The organism is Blautia sp. NSJ-175 (genome assembly GCF_022867815.1).
GTDB classification, from domain to species: Bacteria; Bacillota; Clostridia; order Lachnospirales; family Lachnospiraceae; genus Blautia; species Blautia celeris.
Genome location: NZ_JALIFQ010000005.1, coordinates 222,793 through 238,922 on the forward strand (window position 1 = coordinate 222,793; position 16,130 = coordinate 238,922).

Here is a 16,130-nt window from a genome sequence, read left to right on the forward strand (position 1 = left end):
TGCCAGGGCCGACCCTGCGCTTCATAATGTACTGCCCCGAGAGCAGCCCGCTGTACAGCCTTTCGGATTAACAGCAGCTATTTTCCACACCTGTTGTTCACGCGTTGTGCGCCCCGTAACAGCCGCACTGCTTTACAGAAATGGTTTGATCCTTTGATGTTCAAACTTCTTACTTTTTAACAATATTTTTGAATTGGTCAGAATATTATATTTTTTTCTACTTATTTCTTTTAATTTTAACACAGGGAGGATAAATGTGCAATCGTTTTGAGAAAACCATTGACATATACGGATGAAAAAACAAACAGAAAATACCCCACGGGACTCTATATCTGTCAGATACAGTTTCCCGCGGGGTGTCTGATCAAAGCTCTCTCTCCAATCGTTCCCTGGCTTCCGGTGCCTGCCTCTCCATTTTTTCCGGAAATCCGAACATGGAGACACAGGCTATATTATCTCCGCCTGCTTTCGGGGCATCCGGGAGAAGCTGTTTTTCTGCGAAATTCATCTCCCGAAGTGTCCGGAAGATTCCGTCAAAGTCTACATCGCCCTCGCCCATAGCAAGGTGCTGATGGATGGTCACATCCGCCTTTCCCCTTCCATTCAGCCACGGTGGATTGGCAATATAACGGCAGTCAAGAGTCTGGTTGAACGTATCTGCAAACAACACATGCGTCAGTTCATCTCCGGCATACTTAAGCATGGAGCACACATCTCCCTTTCCCTCATCGTAAAAGAACCCATGAGGCGCAGAGTATACATATCCCAGATTCCTGGAGCGGAAGGACTTCACCATGTCACAGGTCTCATTGTTCCGCTCACAAAAATCATAAGGATGAGACTGGATTTCCACCCGGATACCCTCCCGCTCTATGATGGGAAGCAGTTCCTCCATGGATCTAAACCACATGCCATTGCAGATTTCCTGATGGTTGGGATCTCCTGAGAGCTCCGTGTTGATGACCTGTACCCCCATGTCAGCTGCAATCTCTATCATTCGTTTCCAGTTCGATACCGCAAACCTGCGCTCCTCCTCTGTGGGACCTGACCAGCGGTATACCACAATAAAGGATGAGATTTCCACACCTGTTTCTCTGAGTGCTTTTCTGTACTCCTGTTCGCACTCTCTTGAAAAAAGAGGGTACTTATAAAAGGGATTTATCCTCGGATGGGGTGACTGTTCAATATACCGGTATCCCCAGTCCGCCACCTGATGGACCATACGGTTAATATCCATCTGTTTTGCCAGAACATCCACATCAAATGCTATCTTCATATCACTGCCTCCTGCCCTGTTTTCTATCAGCCTTTATAAAAATCCGGGCGGTCAGTCAGCGGAACGTCCTCAATTCCTCCGCTTATCTGGGATTTCAGGCAGGCATCTGTGGTAACTGCTGCACAGTAACCATCCCACGCTGACGCTGCTGCCGCACAGTAAGTATCTTCATTGCAGGCATCTACCCATGCCTGGAATTCCCTATTATAGGATTCTTCAAAAAAGCCAAGACCGTCAGAGGTCATGCCCACTGAGGAACTGTTCTTAGTACAGACATTAACGCGGGCATGGCGCGGCAGGGTCGCAGTGCCGTCCTCACACAGAACCTCGCAGCGGATATCATAAGCATACTGGCAGTTCACCCAGATTTCTGCCGTGATCACCATACCGGAAGATGTGGTAAGCAGTACGATCTGCGGATCATGCAGATTAGGGTTCTTAGAATATTTTGTAGTCTTCGGAAAAATTACCTGGGCTTTTGTGAAATAATCCCCAACCAGCCAGCTCATGGTATCAATCTCGTGTATCGCAGTGCCTGTCACAGCGACAACATCATCAAATGCTTCCGGGTAATCCGCATTTCTGTGAGCGCAGTGCGCAACCAGGGGCTCACCCAGTCTGCCGGATACCACCAGTTCTTTCAGCTCCTGGTACGCCTCGTCAAACCGGCGGTTAAAGCCAAGCTGGATCAGGCGTTTGCCGCCGGCCATCTCCGCATCCACCACTTTCCTTGCCCCCTCTGAGGATGCTGACAGCGGTTTTTCACAGAAAATAAATTTTTTAAGCCGCAGTGCCTCCAGACAGAACTCCTCATGTGTCTTGTCAGCGCTGACGATCACAATAGCATCCACTTCCGGGTCCCGGATCAAGGCGATGGGGTCGGCCATAAAACGAACGCTCTCATAAGGGGCAGTCACTTCCCTTGCACGTGCCTCATTGACATCCGATACTGCTGTCACCGTAGCGTTGTTGATTCTTGTCATCAGACGAAGAAAATGCTGGGTTCCCATAGCTCCTACACCAATAATTCCTACTCTAAGCATAATAAAATTCCTCCTGAATTTATATAAATTTTATAATCGGGTTTTAATAACCCGTTGTTATACATTTTCCATAATCGCTTTCACTGCATCCTGTGTACCGTTTGCCGGGAACAGTTCATATCCTATCCTTCCGGTATAGCCGCAGTCTTCCAAATGACGGATGACCTTTTTATATTGGATCTCCCCTGTGCCGGGTTCGTGGCGCCCCGGTGCATCGGCGATATGGATATGCCCGAACTGGTCATAGTATCTGCTGATGTTGTCGCAGAGACTTCCTTCGTTTAACTGCATGTGATATACGTCATAAAGTATTTTCAAACGCGGTGAACCGATCAGCCTGCATATCTCCGCCCCCATCTGTGTGGTCGTAAGAAAATTTCCCACATGATCTGTTGTTATATTGAGTGCTTCCAGGTTGAGATTTATTTCTTCCTCCTCCGCGATCGCTGCGCATTCCAGAAGCGTATCATACATGGAACACAGTTTGACCGTGTGAGACAGATTCTCATAGTGGTTTACAACGACGCCCCCTTCCCCCAGTGCGTTGGAGTGGATCGTCACACTTACGGCCCCCACTTTTTTTGCAGCCTCGATGGACTGTCTGAGGTAATCCAGATAAGCAGTCTTATGTGTGGGGTCTATCAGAGAATAATCCGCATCTCCATTGAAACCCGAGATCACAATTCCGGCCTTTTGGGCTGCTTCCCGTGTTTCCTCAAGATTCCTGATACGCCAGTCCCAGAACTCCACAGCCTCAAATCCGTCATTCTTTGCCGCCTGGAAACGTTCCAGCCAAGGCAGTTCGGTATACAGCGTGTCAATACATGCACATTTTGCTAAACTCATACTATAAATATCTCCCTTCTTTTTATGTATCTATAATCTTTGATCAGACAGTGCTTACCGCCTGACCCAGTTCCCGTTCCACAGATTCTGATGATTCCCTGTCAGCTTCCATTCTCTCATTTTCCATTTCCCGCTCCAGAAGCTCTTTCATTATGACAGGATATTCTTTATCCAAATGGTAAAACAGCAGGATCACAATGACAAATACCGCTGTGCCTATCATACCGTAGACGAAAAGGTTATATACCGTGTCCAGGGCCTTCTGGGACTGCTGTCCGGCCGCGGCGACACCATTATATCCTGACCAGCTCATGACAGCCCCAATGGCAGCCGAGCAGATACCCTGGCCAAACTTCTGCCCTGATGTCACTGCACTTTGAATGGCTGAAGGGGTTCGTATTCCCGTTTTCCACTGTCCGTATTCCACCACATCCGCAACCATAGTGTACATCATGGCGTATTCACAGGCCAAACCTGCACCGCGAAGCAGAGTTCCCGCAAAGACCACCGGTACGCTCGTGGGGCCGAGAGGCACTACCAGCGCACCTGCGATAATACACACAGCACCGAAAATACACCAGTTGCGCTTTGTCATCTTGTGAATCAGCAGTCCCACAAGAGGTGTCACAGCGATCATCATGATCTGACACGCGAAGTTAATGACACCCATCAGATTCTCTGTTCCCAGAAAATTCTTACAGTAATAGGTCAGCATGGTACCGGAAACTGTCTGGTAAAACGCAAGGGCAAAGAAGAAAAGGAATGCCAATATAAAATACTTATTTTTGAACAGCACCGTCACCGCTGTCTTCAGCGGCACTTTTTCCCCGTTGGAGTCATCCACTACCTGTACTCTCTCTTTTGTAAAAAAGAAACACCACAGAAGCAGCAGGCTGCATGCAATTCCATAGATGGAAGTAGCCTTGACCCAGGCTGCCTGTCCGCCACCCAGCAGGTCAACCAGGGGAAGAAACCCCAAGGTCATAGCCATGTTAGCCATGGGAGAAATTGTCATACGGATAATATTGGTCCGCGCTCTTTCATCCTGGTTACGTGTAAGGTAAGTCACCAGCGTGGCATAGGGAAGCTGAGTCATGGTATACACAACAGTCAGCATTAAATTATAGGTAAAGAATATGTAAACCGCCTGGGCAAATGCTCCAATCTGCGGCACTGTCATCAGCAGCACAGAGGCAATAGTATAAGGAACTGCCATTCGCAGCAGCCAAACACGGACCCGTCCGTATTTTGATCTTGTCCTGTCCACAAGAAACCCTGCCGCCATATCGGATGCGCCATTAAATACCTGCGATATTGCAATGATCATTCCCACTGTCGCCGGAGATACCCCAACCACATCTGTGTAGAAAAACACCAGCAGTGTGGTGAACAGCGCGAACATTGCACATGTTGCGACCTCACCCATGCTGTAAGAAAGCTTCTCTCCCAAACTTAAACGTCCGTCCTGGACTTTTGTCTTATTCATCTCTTACCACCCCAATCGGCAATCAGCCGTATTTTTTTAGATTTACTTAAATTCCCGCATGGATTTGTATGTATTCCCTTGCGCTTTTCGCACAGGCAAAGGGATTTGCTTTTGCCGGGTCCTGCTCCGCCTCCACAATAAACCAGCCCTCGTAATGAGCCTTCTGCAGTTCTCCGAATACGCCGGGAAAGTCTACGCATCCATCACCCGGTATGGTGAAACACCCTTCCAGCACTGCCTTTCGGAACGGAAAACCTTCCTTGTATGCCTGCGCCATTTTATCAGGTCTTATGTCCTTTAAATGTACATGACCGATCCGCGGCCCGAATTCCCTTGCTGCTCTGACCGGGTCCTCTTTTGAAAAGGTAAAGTGGCCCGTATCAAAACATAGGTAAACATAACGCGGATCTGTATCTTCCATAAGACGTTTTGTCTCCTCAAAGGTCTGCACCACTGTTGCCATGTGATGATGGTAGCAGAGTTTAAATCCACGCTCTGTTGCAATTTTTCCGAGTCTGTTCAGGCCGGTACATAGCTTCTCCCACTCTTTCTCATCCGCCGACGGTTTACTGCTGCCAAACATGGAACAATTCTCTGCAAACAGACAGCGTGTCAGTTCACAGACATTGATGCGGGCCGCCCCTGCAGCTTCCAAAAAATCAAGCTGTTTGATGAATGCTGCTTCGTTTTCTTCATAAGGTGTCGAACAGAGAAAACTTGAAAACCACTGGGACGCTGTTTTTATCCCCCGCAGATCAAGGGCTCTGTTCAGTTCTGTGGGATCAGTCGGAAACTTTCCCCCCACCTCTGTGCCCTGAAAACCGGCAAGTGCAGCTTCTGAAATCATCTGTTCAAACGTCAGTTCTCCTCCAAGCTGCGGCATATCATCATTTGTCCAGCCTATAGGGGCAATGCCCAGTTTCACATTGTTAAACATATCCTTCCTCCTGCTCTGTATTTGTTGCGCTGTTATTTTTGTGCTTTTATTGTGCCAATTTTGTTATTGTGCCGCTATGCACAATTTATTTATACCATTTTCTGCCGTCAGAGTCAACAGTTTTTGCTGTATCTCTGTACAAAACGGCAGTTTTCATATTTTCCATACTGCATAATCATATAATAGTTCCAAAAAGCAGACTGTTTTTGATGCAAAAATGCACATTTCACAAAAATCGCACAACACTAGTGTACATATCTCCTTTGTGCGCAGCCCATTCTGCCGATTGCATAACAAAAAAAGGAACAGGCTGTCAGCCTGCTCCCATTTTCCTTTATTATGAAGCACAATATTTCTCAGACGCAATATTTCTGCGTATGTGATTATGGTCTACCCTTCAAATTTTCCGCACAGATAATCTCAATAGCCGGCTGGTCTTTATCTGGTCTCGGTTCCATGTTCTGCTGTATATATTCACGCAGTACAAAAAGGGGCCGATACCCCTGACGGTATATATCCTGTGCTATTGTAAAGTCGATTTCTCCTTTTTGCAGCAGCCGTTTAGTCTCGTCTGTCAGATCATGGCTGATGACCCGAATTTCTCCCTGGCGCCCAACGGCACGAATCGCCTCCACACAACCTGAAACACTGTGGTTCGCCATATATATCCCTTTGATTTTTGGAATCCTTTCCAGTACAGCCTTTACCTTCTGGTAAGTCAGTGCATAGTCATTATAGGTCTCTATAATTTCAATGTGGCTGCTGGCAAAACGACTCTCATGTATGCGCTGACAAAAGCCCTGCATTCTCATACGGTGCGCATTAAACTCTGAATTTCCCACGCAGATCAGCAGATAGTCTTCCGGCCGCAGATATTTTACCATCAATTCCCCTGCAACACGGCCTCCCTGCAGCAGGTCCTGACCGATGAAACAGAGCCGCCTGCTGTTCGATATATCAGAATTAAAAGTGACCACAGGAATGCCCTGCCGGTACAGCTCATCTATTTTCTCCACTATGGAAATGTGGTCTTTGGCACACATGGCGATTCCCTGCACCTGCTGCCTCAACAGGCTGTCCATACGCTCAATGCTCTCATCCGGTATATCGGTTTCACATTCCTCCACGATAACCTCCACAGAATACGCATCCAACAGCGCCTGTGCATCCTGTATGCCCCGCATGATCTCCCTCTTAAAATATCCCTGCCAGTTGGGAAGCACAACGCCAAGCCTGCAGGGGCCCGGAGACGGCGGTGTCAGTCCCAGAACCGCTGCCTGTTCTTCACTGGGCGGAATATAGTTAAGCGCCCTCATAGCCAGAACCACTCTCTCATATACATCAGGTTTTACATGGGGCCGGCCGTTGAGTACACGGTCCACAGTTCCCCTGGAGACACCTGCCCGTTCAGCCACCATGCTGATCGTCACTTTTTTTGCCACGTAAATTCCGCCTTTCCATACTAAATTTCATTTTAGTACAGTATAGCACATAGATGCACAATTGCACAATACCCAAAACAAAGGACAATTCTTCTTATCAATCCCATTCAGATGCGAACCTGTCATGCACGGCTCTCATTGCCGTCTCCGCCTCGGATTCCTTTATCACCGCTGTTATACGGATCTCAGAAGTGGTCACCATATCGGTATTGATCCCCGCGTTTGAAAGTGCCTCGAACATTTTTGCGGCCACTCCGGGGTTGGAGCTGACGCCTGCGCCTACCACGGAGACCTTTGCCACATCCTCCTCACAGCTCACATTGGCATTTCCGATCACGTCGCTGTATTTCTTGAGAAGGTCCAGAGTCATCATCATATCCGGCCTTGCCACGGTAAAGGTCAGGGTCTTGGTGCCGTCCTTTTCCAGGGACTGGATCATGACATCAATGTTCACCCCGTTTTTTGCCATCAGGTTCAGAAGCTTAAATGTGCTCTCCGGGTTGTCCTTCATACCTGAAACTGCAATCTTCGCTATATTCTTGTCGACGGCTACGCCGCTTATCAGCATTTTCTCCATCTTTGTGGTCTCCTTTACAACTGTTCCTTCCTCTTCGCTCATACTGGATCTCACCACCAGGTTTACATCGTACCGCCTTGCCATCTCCACACAGCGGCTGTGCAGCACTTTGGCTCCCAGAGACGCAAATTCCAGCATTTCCTCATACGTCACCTCCGGCATCTTTCTGGCCTTTGGCACAATGCGTGGGTCAGCCGTATATACGCCGTCCACGTCCGTATAGATCTCACACAAATCCGCATTCAGCGCTGCCGCAAGAGCCACGGCTGTGGTATCCGAACCGCCTCTTCCCAGGGTGGTCACATCGTCGTATTTGTTGATGCCCTGGAACCCGGTCACCACAACGATCTTGTTTGAATCCAGCTCTTTTGTGATCCTCTCGGAGTCGATTCTTTTCAGCTTCGCGTTCTGATACGCAGAGGTGGTATGCATGGGTACCTGCCACGCGTTCAGGGAAATGGCTGTCACTCCCATCTGAATCATTGTCATAGCCATGAGAGATACAGACACCTGCTCCCCTGTGGCAAGAAGCATATCCATCTCCCGTCTGGAGGGCATACTGCTGATCTCTCCTGCCTGGGCAAGCAGGCGGTCCGTGGTCTTTCCCATTGCAGAGAGGACCACTACCACCTGGTTTCCCTCTTTCCATTTCTTTATACAGCGCTCTGCCACATTTCTGATTTTATCCAGATCCGCCACTGAGCTGCCGCCGAATTTCATTACTACAAGCATGCTGTTCTCCTATTCCTTCCGTACTTTAAATAACGCCGGACGGACACTTCCCCATCCGCCGGACGAAAACCATGTATTATTATACCACTAACCCTGCGTGTTTGCGACATTTTATATGTAAATATCCCAAAAATTGGTGCAGCACAATACGGTTCATTCATGATTCGGAAAGCTCCGAAGTCTCAGATACGCCGTAAAGCAAGGGTTCACTTTCTGCTCATCCGTAAAATGAGCAGAAAATATGAGCTGCCTATTCTTGTTTACCTGCAAAACCGAAAGAACTCTTTCTAATTATCTGTAAATCAAGCAGAAATCTTGGCCTGATTCTGCTGATTTACCTACAAAATCCAGTCAGCCCTCTTTACTTGTCTGTAAATCATTCAAAAACCTTGGCCTGATTCTGCTGTTTTACCTACAAAATCCAGTCAGCCCTCTCTTATTGTCTGTAAATCATTCAAAAACCTTGGCCTGATTCTGCTGTTTTACCTACAAAATCCAGTCAGCCCTCTCTTATTGTCTGTAAATCATGCAAAAATCTTGGCCTGATTCTGCTGATTTACCTACAAAATCCAGTCAGCCCTCTCTTATTGTCTGTAAATCATGCAAAAATCTTGGCCTGATTCTGCTGATTTACCTACAAAATCCAGTAAACTCCCTCTAATCATCTGTAAATCAAGCAAAAATCTTGGCCCGAATCTTCCGGATTACCTACGAATGCCAAGGTTCTCCTCAAACTAATCTGTAAAACAGTAAAAATCGACGAGGGCCCTTTGTAACTATCTGAAAAACAAAGGAAATCCACAGTGATCATATGCGTCTGTCTTGTCGTCCATCAAACTGAAATATTGAACAGCAAAATTGCCTGGCACCATTGGTCCTGCTTCTGTCCTTATCATCAAAGTCGCCTGTCATAATATAAAAGTGCAGACAATTCCAGAATATTGCGGAAAGCCACATACAGTACAGCGATAGTCATGACCCGGTTCAGCGTAAAGGTCATCTGCACATGGGAATGGAGCGTCACCATATCCACGACCGCCAATAATAAGAGCAGAATATAGTGGGAACAATTGGCAGTGCGGTTCGCTTTGTTCTGTACTGCCTCCCAGCGCTCATCGCCTCTGTACTCCATATATTTCTTCGCCTTCCAGATATAGAGAAACAGTGTCGCCGCTGTGCCGATCAAAAGAAAAAGCAGGATAATTATCTGGTCATTCATTGTATCACTCCCCCTTATACTCAAAAACTTCATTGATGGAAACCTGAAAAACCTCTGCGATTTTGAAAGCCAGTTCTAGGGACGGCGTATATTTATACTTCTCTATGGATATGACCGCCTGCCGCGAGATTCCCACTCTGTCAGCCAAATCAGCCTGGGTCCAGTCGCGCTCTGCTCTCAAAACCTTGATCCGATTCTTTATCAAGGTATTACCTCCTTACAAAATGTAACCTGTTGATTACATTTATAATGTAACGTATTCATTACATTTTGTCAAGCTAAATACGAAAATAGGGAGCCGGGCGATATAGCCGCCCGGCTCCATAAACTTTCTCATCCGTATTCGGTTCTCCCAATCGTCGTTATCCGTCAGGACTATGCCTCTATCCGCAGATTCTGCACATATATACACCCACTTCATCCCCGGCAGATTTAGAAGTCCGGATGCCGGAAACCTGCTTTTTCTTTTGTCAGATGTCCGTAAAAAACTGTCTTTATTTTACACTGTTGAGCATTGCATGTATATTCTCTTTCGGCGTATCCCCTCCCAGCGCGCATCCCGGCCCCAGTATAAACCCGGTGGCGTTCTTTCCTCCGGTGATCCCAAGAATCCGCTCCGCCGCTGCTTTCACTTCCTGCTGCGTACCGCCTGAAAGCAGTACGGGATTTATCTGACCAAGCAGTGCACACTTTCCTTCTGCCGCTCTGACTGCTGCCTCCAGGTCTGTTTTCTGGTCTATCTCCAGCACATCCGCCCCCAGACTGCACATCTTATCTATGATCTTTGTGGCGTTGCCGCAGATGTGAAGGGAAATCAGGCCGCCTTTTCTGTGGACCGCTTCTATCACCTGTTTTTCATAAGGCATGGCAAAAGTTTCATACATGGCGGGTGAGATCACATCCGGCCCTGCGGTGCTGTCACCCATGGAAGTCATGGGAACCCCCAGCAGGAGCAGTCTCTCATGGTAGGCAATACACGCCCGGGTACAAAAATCCAGCAGTCTGCGGATGTCCTCCTCCGCGTCCTCATCCATCAGATCCTCCAGCAGCCGGTCCATGCCGTAGAGCTGGGAAGCCAGGCTGAAGGGGCCCTGGTCCCCGCGCCCGATCAGAAACACCTCCCTGCCGAAATGCTGCACCAGCCGCTCCACAGTCAGAAGCTGAGCTTTCAGAAGCGGACTTTCCCAGAAATTATCCGGCATCTCCAGATTCCTCACATCTTCCAAACGCTTTATTGCTGTGGTATGCGCCACCGGTGCCCCTTTTTTCCTGTAAATCACGCCGCAGCCAAGGGCCTGCGCAAGCGCTGCTGTCCCATTTTCAACCAGAAGCATATCGTGTCCGAACTCTTCCCACATACTTATCTGCATTCGGGCCATTATACTGTCATCCAGCACAAACTCTCCAAAATCCATGCCTGACTCTTCTGCGCACATCAGAAAATTATGCAGATCTGTGGGCATTCTATCCACGTCCTGAAACTGAATGGCAGCCAGACACCTTTCATATGAATTCATATATTCTTTCATATGGATTATTCCTGTCCTTTCCGTATCTCTTCTATTTTCAGCACCAGAAGTCCGCCCCTACTGGTTTTGTCTCTCCTGATGAGCCATTTATGTTCAGACAGATTTATCCCGTTTTCCACAAATTCTGCCTCATCCCCCTGCGCTTCTCCGAACAGAATCGATACCCGGCAGCGGCTTTCCGGCTGCAGTATCTGTGACAGATCCAGCCTGATCCATACATCTTTCTCCTCGTCAGGGTTGGCGGCGATCAAAAGCACTTCATTTTCCTCCCTGTAACAATAAGGAATGGGCAGTATCTCCTCCGCGTCGTAATCCACAGGGCAGAAACGGTCTGTTTTCTCCCCCATTTTCCCGGGCCGTATGAGATGGGGATGTGCTCTGCGGATCTGTATGATACGCTTCATATCTTCCAGCATTGCTGCTTTTTCCGGATTCTTCAACTGTTCCCAGTCTATCCAGCTTCCGTACAGCCAGCGGCCTTTTCCCGGTTCTCCCTCACCATATAAGCCGGGAGCGAGCTGCGGCAGGGGACGGTAGTCTGCATTAAACTCCTCCCCGGACATGAACACCGGAATCGCCGGGGCCAGAAGTGTTGTGTATCCGGCCAGATAGCGGCTTCCCTTTGCCGCATACGGGCTCTCCTCCTCCGGAAAACCGACCCATCCGTCATCGTGACAGCTAAGCTGAACAGATAAAAATTGTCCGTCCTGAATCCTGTATGGAAAATATACCGTCAGTTTATTTTTGGCTTTTGTATACTCCACTGTGTAGTCCACTTCCAGAACACCTTCCCGACTGCTGTTCCAGACCTGACCGGCCTTATTTATCACCTGAATGTTTTGAATACGCTTTTCATCGTGGATGTTCTCCACACGCAGCCTGCCCTTCTGGATACGATAGGATGCACAGCCGTCTGCGCACACAATTTTCTCTGTGACATCCCCCTCAAAGATCACTTCCGGCACTTTGCTCTTTCCGAACCAGGAGCTGTCCCTGCTGTCCTGTATGGTTCCGTCTTCATAAAAAATCTTCACTTCCCAGCGCTCATTGGCCCTTATCTGCCTGTCCCTGCAGTAGCCTGCTGCGTCGTGCAGCATTCTGAAAGAATGGTTCAGGCCATGATTGTGGCTTACGGCTTCCCCGTGTTGCAGGATGTCTGTCACACCGGGAATTGCAGGCCCTGTCTCTGCAATGATCACTATTTTCTTTCCCATATCAGCCGCTTTTCTGCGGATCAAAGCCCAGAGATCATTCCGATAATGGGCAACATCCAGCCGGTATCCGTCAATCCCGAATTCCTTTATGTACCACAGCCATGTATCCACCCACCATGCATCCAAATCTGCGTGTCCGCCGTACCAGTCAAAATCACGCATCCCCCAGGAACCTCCCAGAAACCAGTCAGGGTGTTCTTTTACAAGCGGGCTGTCCTCCATGACGCCATGGGTTATTACATCCAGAAAAATTTTGATTCCGCGGCTATGGGCACTCTCTACGAAATGCCTGAACTCCGCCTCTGTCCCCAGACTCGGGTCGATGCAGTCCGGACGGATACACGCATATTCTGTCCAGATATTATAAAAATGGCTTTTGTCGCAGAGCTGATGGCCGGTAAGCCAGACAGCATTAATCCCCAGCTCCTCCAGATACGGCAGCTTCTCTTCCATGGAAGCAAAGGTGCCCGACTCCGGACCATTCGGTGAAGTAAAGCTTTTTGTTGCAATTTCATAGATAATAAGCCATTCCAGATACTCCGGCGCGTCTATGATCTCATAATCCATAAGAATTTCCCTCTCTTTCACAATAACAGTTACCGTTCACTCCGTCCCCGGCTGTACGCTTCGACATGCTCTCATCCCTTGACAGAACCTGCCACCATACTCTCTGCAATCTGCTCCTGCAGAATCACATAGACAATCACTGTGGGCAGGATACACATCACGAGCGCCGCAAACATTGAGGAATAATTGAAGCTGAACGTAGATGTAAAATACTTGATCGTCAGCGGCAGTGTCCTGTTCTTTTCACTGGAAGTAAGCAGCATGGCATACATAAATTCATTCCATGAAAAAATAAAGGTAAGGATCGCGGAGCTTGCCATGGCAGATTTACTAAGGGGCAGCATAATCTTGGTAAATGTTTTTAAGAATCCCGCCCCATCCATATAAGCCGCCTCCTCCAGTTCCTTGGGAACTGACATGAAAAAGTTCTTCATCAGGAACAGGCTGAGCGCCATGCCAAATCCGGTATAAATAAGGATAAGTCCTGCCTTCGTATCGTACAGCCCAAGCTTATTGATAACAAAATAAACCGGCTGCACCATGGCATTGGAGGGAATCAGCATGGAAGAGATCAGCAGCATAAAGATTATCTTCTTCCCTTTAAAATCGGTTCTCGCCAGCACATATCCTGCCATGGAGTAAAGCACCACTGCCAGCACCGTACTGATCCCGGCCACAAACAGGGAGGTGAAAAACCGTGAGATAATGTCCACCTTCTCCAATGCGATCCTGTATCCGTCTGTATAAAATGAAGTCGGCAGAGAAAAGCTGGAGGAAAGGATCTGACTGTTTGTCTTAAAGGAAGACAGCAGCACCCATAAAAAAGGAAACAGGGAAATGATGATCACGATCCCCATAATAAAGTAATCAAATACCCGCTGTCCTGTCTGTTTTTTTACTTTCATACCTCTCCACCTCTCAATCTACACTGTCCATACGAAACAGTTTGTTGCAGAACAACATAACAAGGATACCCAGGACCAGAAGGAGTATTCCAAGTGTATTGGCATAGCCGTACTGATTACTCTGAATAATCTTGTTCACCATCATGACAGATATGGTCATACTGGAATCTCCGGGACCTCCGTTTGTAGTCATATAGATGGACTCAAATTCCTTGAACACCGATGTGACTGCCACAATGGCTCCTGTTCCGATCGCTCTTCTGAGCAGCGGAAGGTATATAAACCAGTCCACCTGCCTTGCTGTTGCCCCGTCAATCCTGGCGGCGTCCTCTATTTCCGAAGAAATAGAGCTGAGTTCCGCCAGGACGATCAGGGTGATGACAGCCGCATACCAGAGCCAGATATTGGTAACACTTAAAAATGCTGTTTGGGAATCCACCAGCCAGTTTCTGGTCAGATGTTCCAGCCCTACACTTTTTAACAGCATATTCAGGATTCCCATATCCGGCTTATAGATAAATACAAACATCAGCGCCAGAGCGGACCTGGAGATTATGTTGGGAAGCATGAATACGGATCTGGTAAATCTCCAGCCTTTTCTCTTTCTTTTCAGCACCAGCGCCACTAACACACCGAAGGGAACATGCACCGCCACAGCCAGCAATGCCCATAAGAGAGTATGCCAAAGGGCAGCGTGAAATACGGAATCCCTGAAAATCTTGATATAGTTCTCCAGACCGATGAAACGCATACTCTGCATCCCGTCCCATTTGGTAAAGCTGGACACCAGAGCCAGAACCATAGGCCCGAGATAAACCAAAGCAAACATCACCAGTGTAGGAGCCAAAAAAATAACGATCCAGACTTTGTTTTTCTGTTTCATCCCCATCACCCTCTGCCTATTCTATATCCTGTTTATACTGTGCGGCTCCTTCATTCATCATCTGGATAAATTCATCCACCGTGATGCTTCCTGACACCAGATTGGGAATTTCCCTTCCGAATACATCGTTCTGGGAAACAGGGTCCCATTTCGTCTGGTAACTCGGCAGCACAATGCTCACATCGGAGGAGGCATCCACACAATCTTTCATAGGAGGAATCATCTTGTCATATTCATCCTGCGGGAAATCCACTACAGAGGACAGTTCCCCTGCCTCAACCGCTCTCTTGGTGCTGTACACAGGTTTTGTATAGAATTTCATAAATTCAACAGCGCCGTCTATGACATCCTGTCCGTGATCTGTGGTAATACACCAGCTTGACTGCTCCATAGAACCGATCATCACATCCCCGGGGTACTTTGCATAGCCTACTTTATCCGCGAATCCCTCGGAGGCATAATCCGGGTCCGTAAGGCTTGACATCATCCAGGGACCATTGGCTATCATGGCTGAATTGCCGCTGAAGAAATTATTGGCAGCCAGCGCATAAGTTCCGCCCACTGCGTCGGATGTGGTGTAATCAAACTGCTTTTTCAGAACTTCCACTGCCTCTTTAAATTCCGGGGTATCGAAGTTATCCGGGAACTGCTGCGCCATAAACTTCTGTCCTTCCTCTGTTCCCCCCAGATAAGCGGTGGCAAGAAGCATCGGACACCAGGCTGTCTCCGTTGTGTGGAGGGACAGTGCCGGTATACCCGCCTCTTTTAACTTATCACATGCCTTCCAGAAATCATCCCAGGTCTCAGGGAATGTCTCAATACCTGCCTGCTCAAATAACTCCTTATTATAGTAAAATCCCGAAAGCTGAAGGCCGGCACTGGGAATCAGATACATTTTGCCGTCTTCTCTGGTAAACGCTTCAATCCCCTGGGGCATCAGCTGACCCTTCCATTCCGGATCTGCTTCCAGATAAGGTGCCACATCCACCAGCCTGTCATTTTCCACAAGCAGATCATAAAAAGCCGGTTCCGGACCGACCTGGATCAGCGCCGGAAGTGAGTTAGAGGCATTCAGCATTTTCAGTTTTGAGCGGTAGTCATCTGATGCGCCAGCCAGATACTCCACCTCCATCTGATATTTTCCCTTGTATTCCCGGTTAAAATCTTCCACTACCTCTTTCATCTGAATATCCATTGCGTCATTGGCGCCCGTTGTGATAATTATGGGGATTTTCACCTCCCCTTCACTCTCACCTGCTGCCTGGCTTTCAGAGGCTGATTCTTTACTGTCTCCGGTCTCCCCGGCAGCGTCTTTCCCGTTTCCTCCTCCGCATCCGGCCAGCATAAGTGCAGTTGCCAGACTTAAAATCCTCATGATATTTTTCCTTTTCATTAACAGGAACCCCCTTTTCTTTTGATGACTGTATTATAGCAGGCTCTGTGTTTCAACATATACAAAAAATTATAGCTGTAT

The 16,130-nt window shown here is 48.1% G+C and carries 14 protein-coding genes; all 14 read right to left on the reverse strand.

The annotated features are described in order from the left end of the window. Nucleotides 1–364: 364 nt before the first annotated feature. The gene (locus tag MUB35_RS10225) at nucleotides 365–1,276 is read right to left on the reverse strand and encodes a sugar phosphate isomerase/epimerase family protein (protein WP_244806146.1); all 912 of its coding nucleotides are present in this window, start codon (nucleotides 1,274–1,276) and stop codon (nucleotides 365–367) included. 26 nt (nucleotides 1,277–1,302) lie between these two features. Beyond that, nucleotides 1,303–2,319, reverse strand: coding sequence for a Gfo/Idh/MocA family protein (locus MUB35_RS10230; RefSeq protein WP_103731576.1), 1,017 nt, complete (start codon nucleotides 2,317–2,319; stop codon nucleotides 1,303–1,305). A gap of 57 nt (nucleotides 2,320–2,376) precedes the next feature. Further along, entirely contained in the window at nucleotides 2,377–3,165 is a 789-nt protein-coding gene (locus tag MUB35_RS10235) for a TIM barrel protein (RefSeq protein WP_103731575.1), read from the reverse strand. Between the two features lie 43 nt (nucleotides 3,166–3,208). Continuing rightward, nucleotides 3,209–4,651 (reverse strand): MFS transporter, encoded by a 1,443-nt coding sequence (locus MUB35_RS10240; protein ID WP_103731574.1) that lies wholly within the window; start codon nucleotides 4,649–4,651, stop codon nucleotides 3,209–3,211. Nucleotides 4,652–4,697: 46 nt separating this feature from the next. Next, a complete protein-coding gene (gene iolE, locus MUB35_RS10245) occupies nucleotides 4,698–5,588 on the reverse strand; it encodes a myo-inosose-2 dehydratase (protein WP_244806147.1) in 891 nt (296 codons plus the stop codon). Nucleotides 5,589–5,971: 383 nt separating this feature from the next. Next, on the reverse strand, nucleotides 5,972–7,030 hold the full coding sequence (locus MUB35_RS10250; protein WP_225305355.1) for a LacI family DNA-binding transcriptional regulator: 1,059 nt from the start codon (nucleotides 7,028–7,030) through the stop codon (nucleotides 5,972–5,974). 97 nt (nucleotides 7,031–7,127) lie between these two features. After that, entirely contained in the window at nucleotides 7,128–8,339 is a 1,212-nt protein-coding gene (locus MUB35_RS10255) for an aspartate kinase (RefSeq protein WP_033141897.1), read from the reverse strand. Nucleotides 8,340–9,234: 895 nt separating this feature from the next. Then, the gene (locus tag MUB35_RS10260) at nucleotides 9,235–9,558 is read right to left on the reverse strand and encodes a hypothetical protein (protein WP_033141896.1); all 324 of its coding nucleotides are present in this window, start codon (nucleotides 9,556–9,558) and stop codon (nucleotides 9,235–9,237) included. Nucleotides 9,559–9,562: 4 nt separating this feature from the next. Further along, entirely contained in the window at nucleotides 9,563–9,763 is a 201-nt protein-coding gene (locus MUB35_RS10265) for a helix-turn-helix transcriptional regulator (RefSeq protein WP_033141895.1), read from the reverse strand. 289 nt (nucleotides 9,764–10,052) lie between these two features. Then, entirely contained in the window at nucleotides 10,053–11,087 is a 1,035-nt protein-coding gene (locus MUB35_RS10270) for a uroporphyrinogen decarboxylase family protein (RefSeq protein ID WP_244806148.1), read from the reverse strand. 5 nt (nucleotides 11,088–11,092) lie between these two features. Next, complete coding sequence (locus MUB35_RS10275; protein WP_244806149.1) at nucleotides 11,093–12,868, reverse strand: alpha-amylase family glycosyl hydrolase; 1,776 nt, start codon at nucleotides 12,866–12,868, stop codon at nucleotides 11,093–11,095. A 71-nt stretch (nucleotides 12,869–12,939) separates the two neighbouring features. Further along, nucleotides 12,940–13,773, reverse strand: a complete 834-nt coding sequence (locus MUB35_RS10280) for a carbohydrate ABC transporter permease (RefSeq protein ID WP_033141892.1) — start codon at nucleotides 13,771–13,773, stop codon at nucleotides 12,940–12,942. A gap of 13 nt (nucleotides 13,774–13,786) precedes the next feature. Beyond that, the gene (locus MUB35_RS10285; protein ID WP_244806150.1) at nucleotides 13,787–14,656 is read right to left on the reverse strand and encodes a carbohydrate ABC transporter permease; all 870 of its coding nucleotides are present in this window, start codon (nucleotides 14,654–14,656) and stop codon (nucleotides 13,787–13,789) included. A gap of 16 nt (nucleotides 14,657–14,672) precedes the next feature. Further along, nucleotides 14,673–16,049 (reverse strand): ABC transporter substrate-binding protein, encoded by a 1,377-nt coding sequence (locus tag MUB35_RS10290; RefSeq protein ID WP_244806151.1) that lies wholly within the window; start codon nucleotides 16,047–16,049, stop codon nucleotides 14,673–14,675. Between the last annotated feature and the right edge of the window lie 81 nt (nucleotides 16,050–16,130).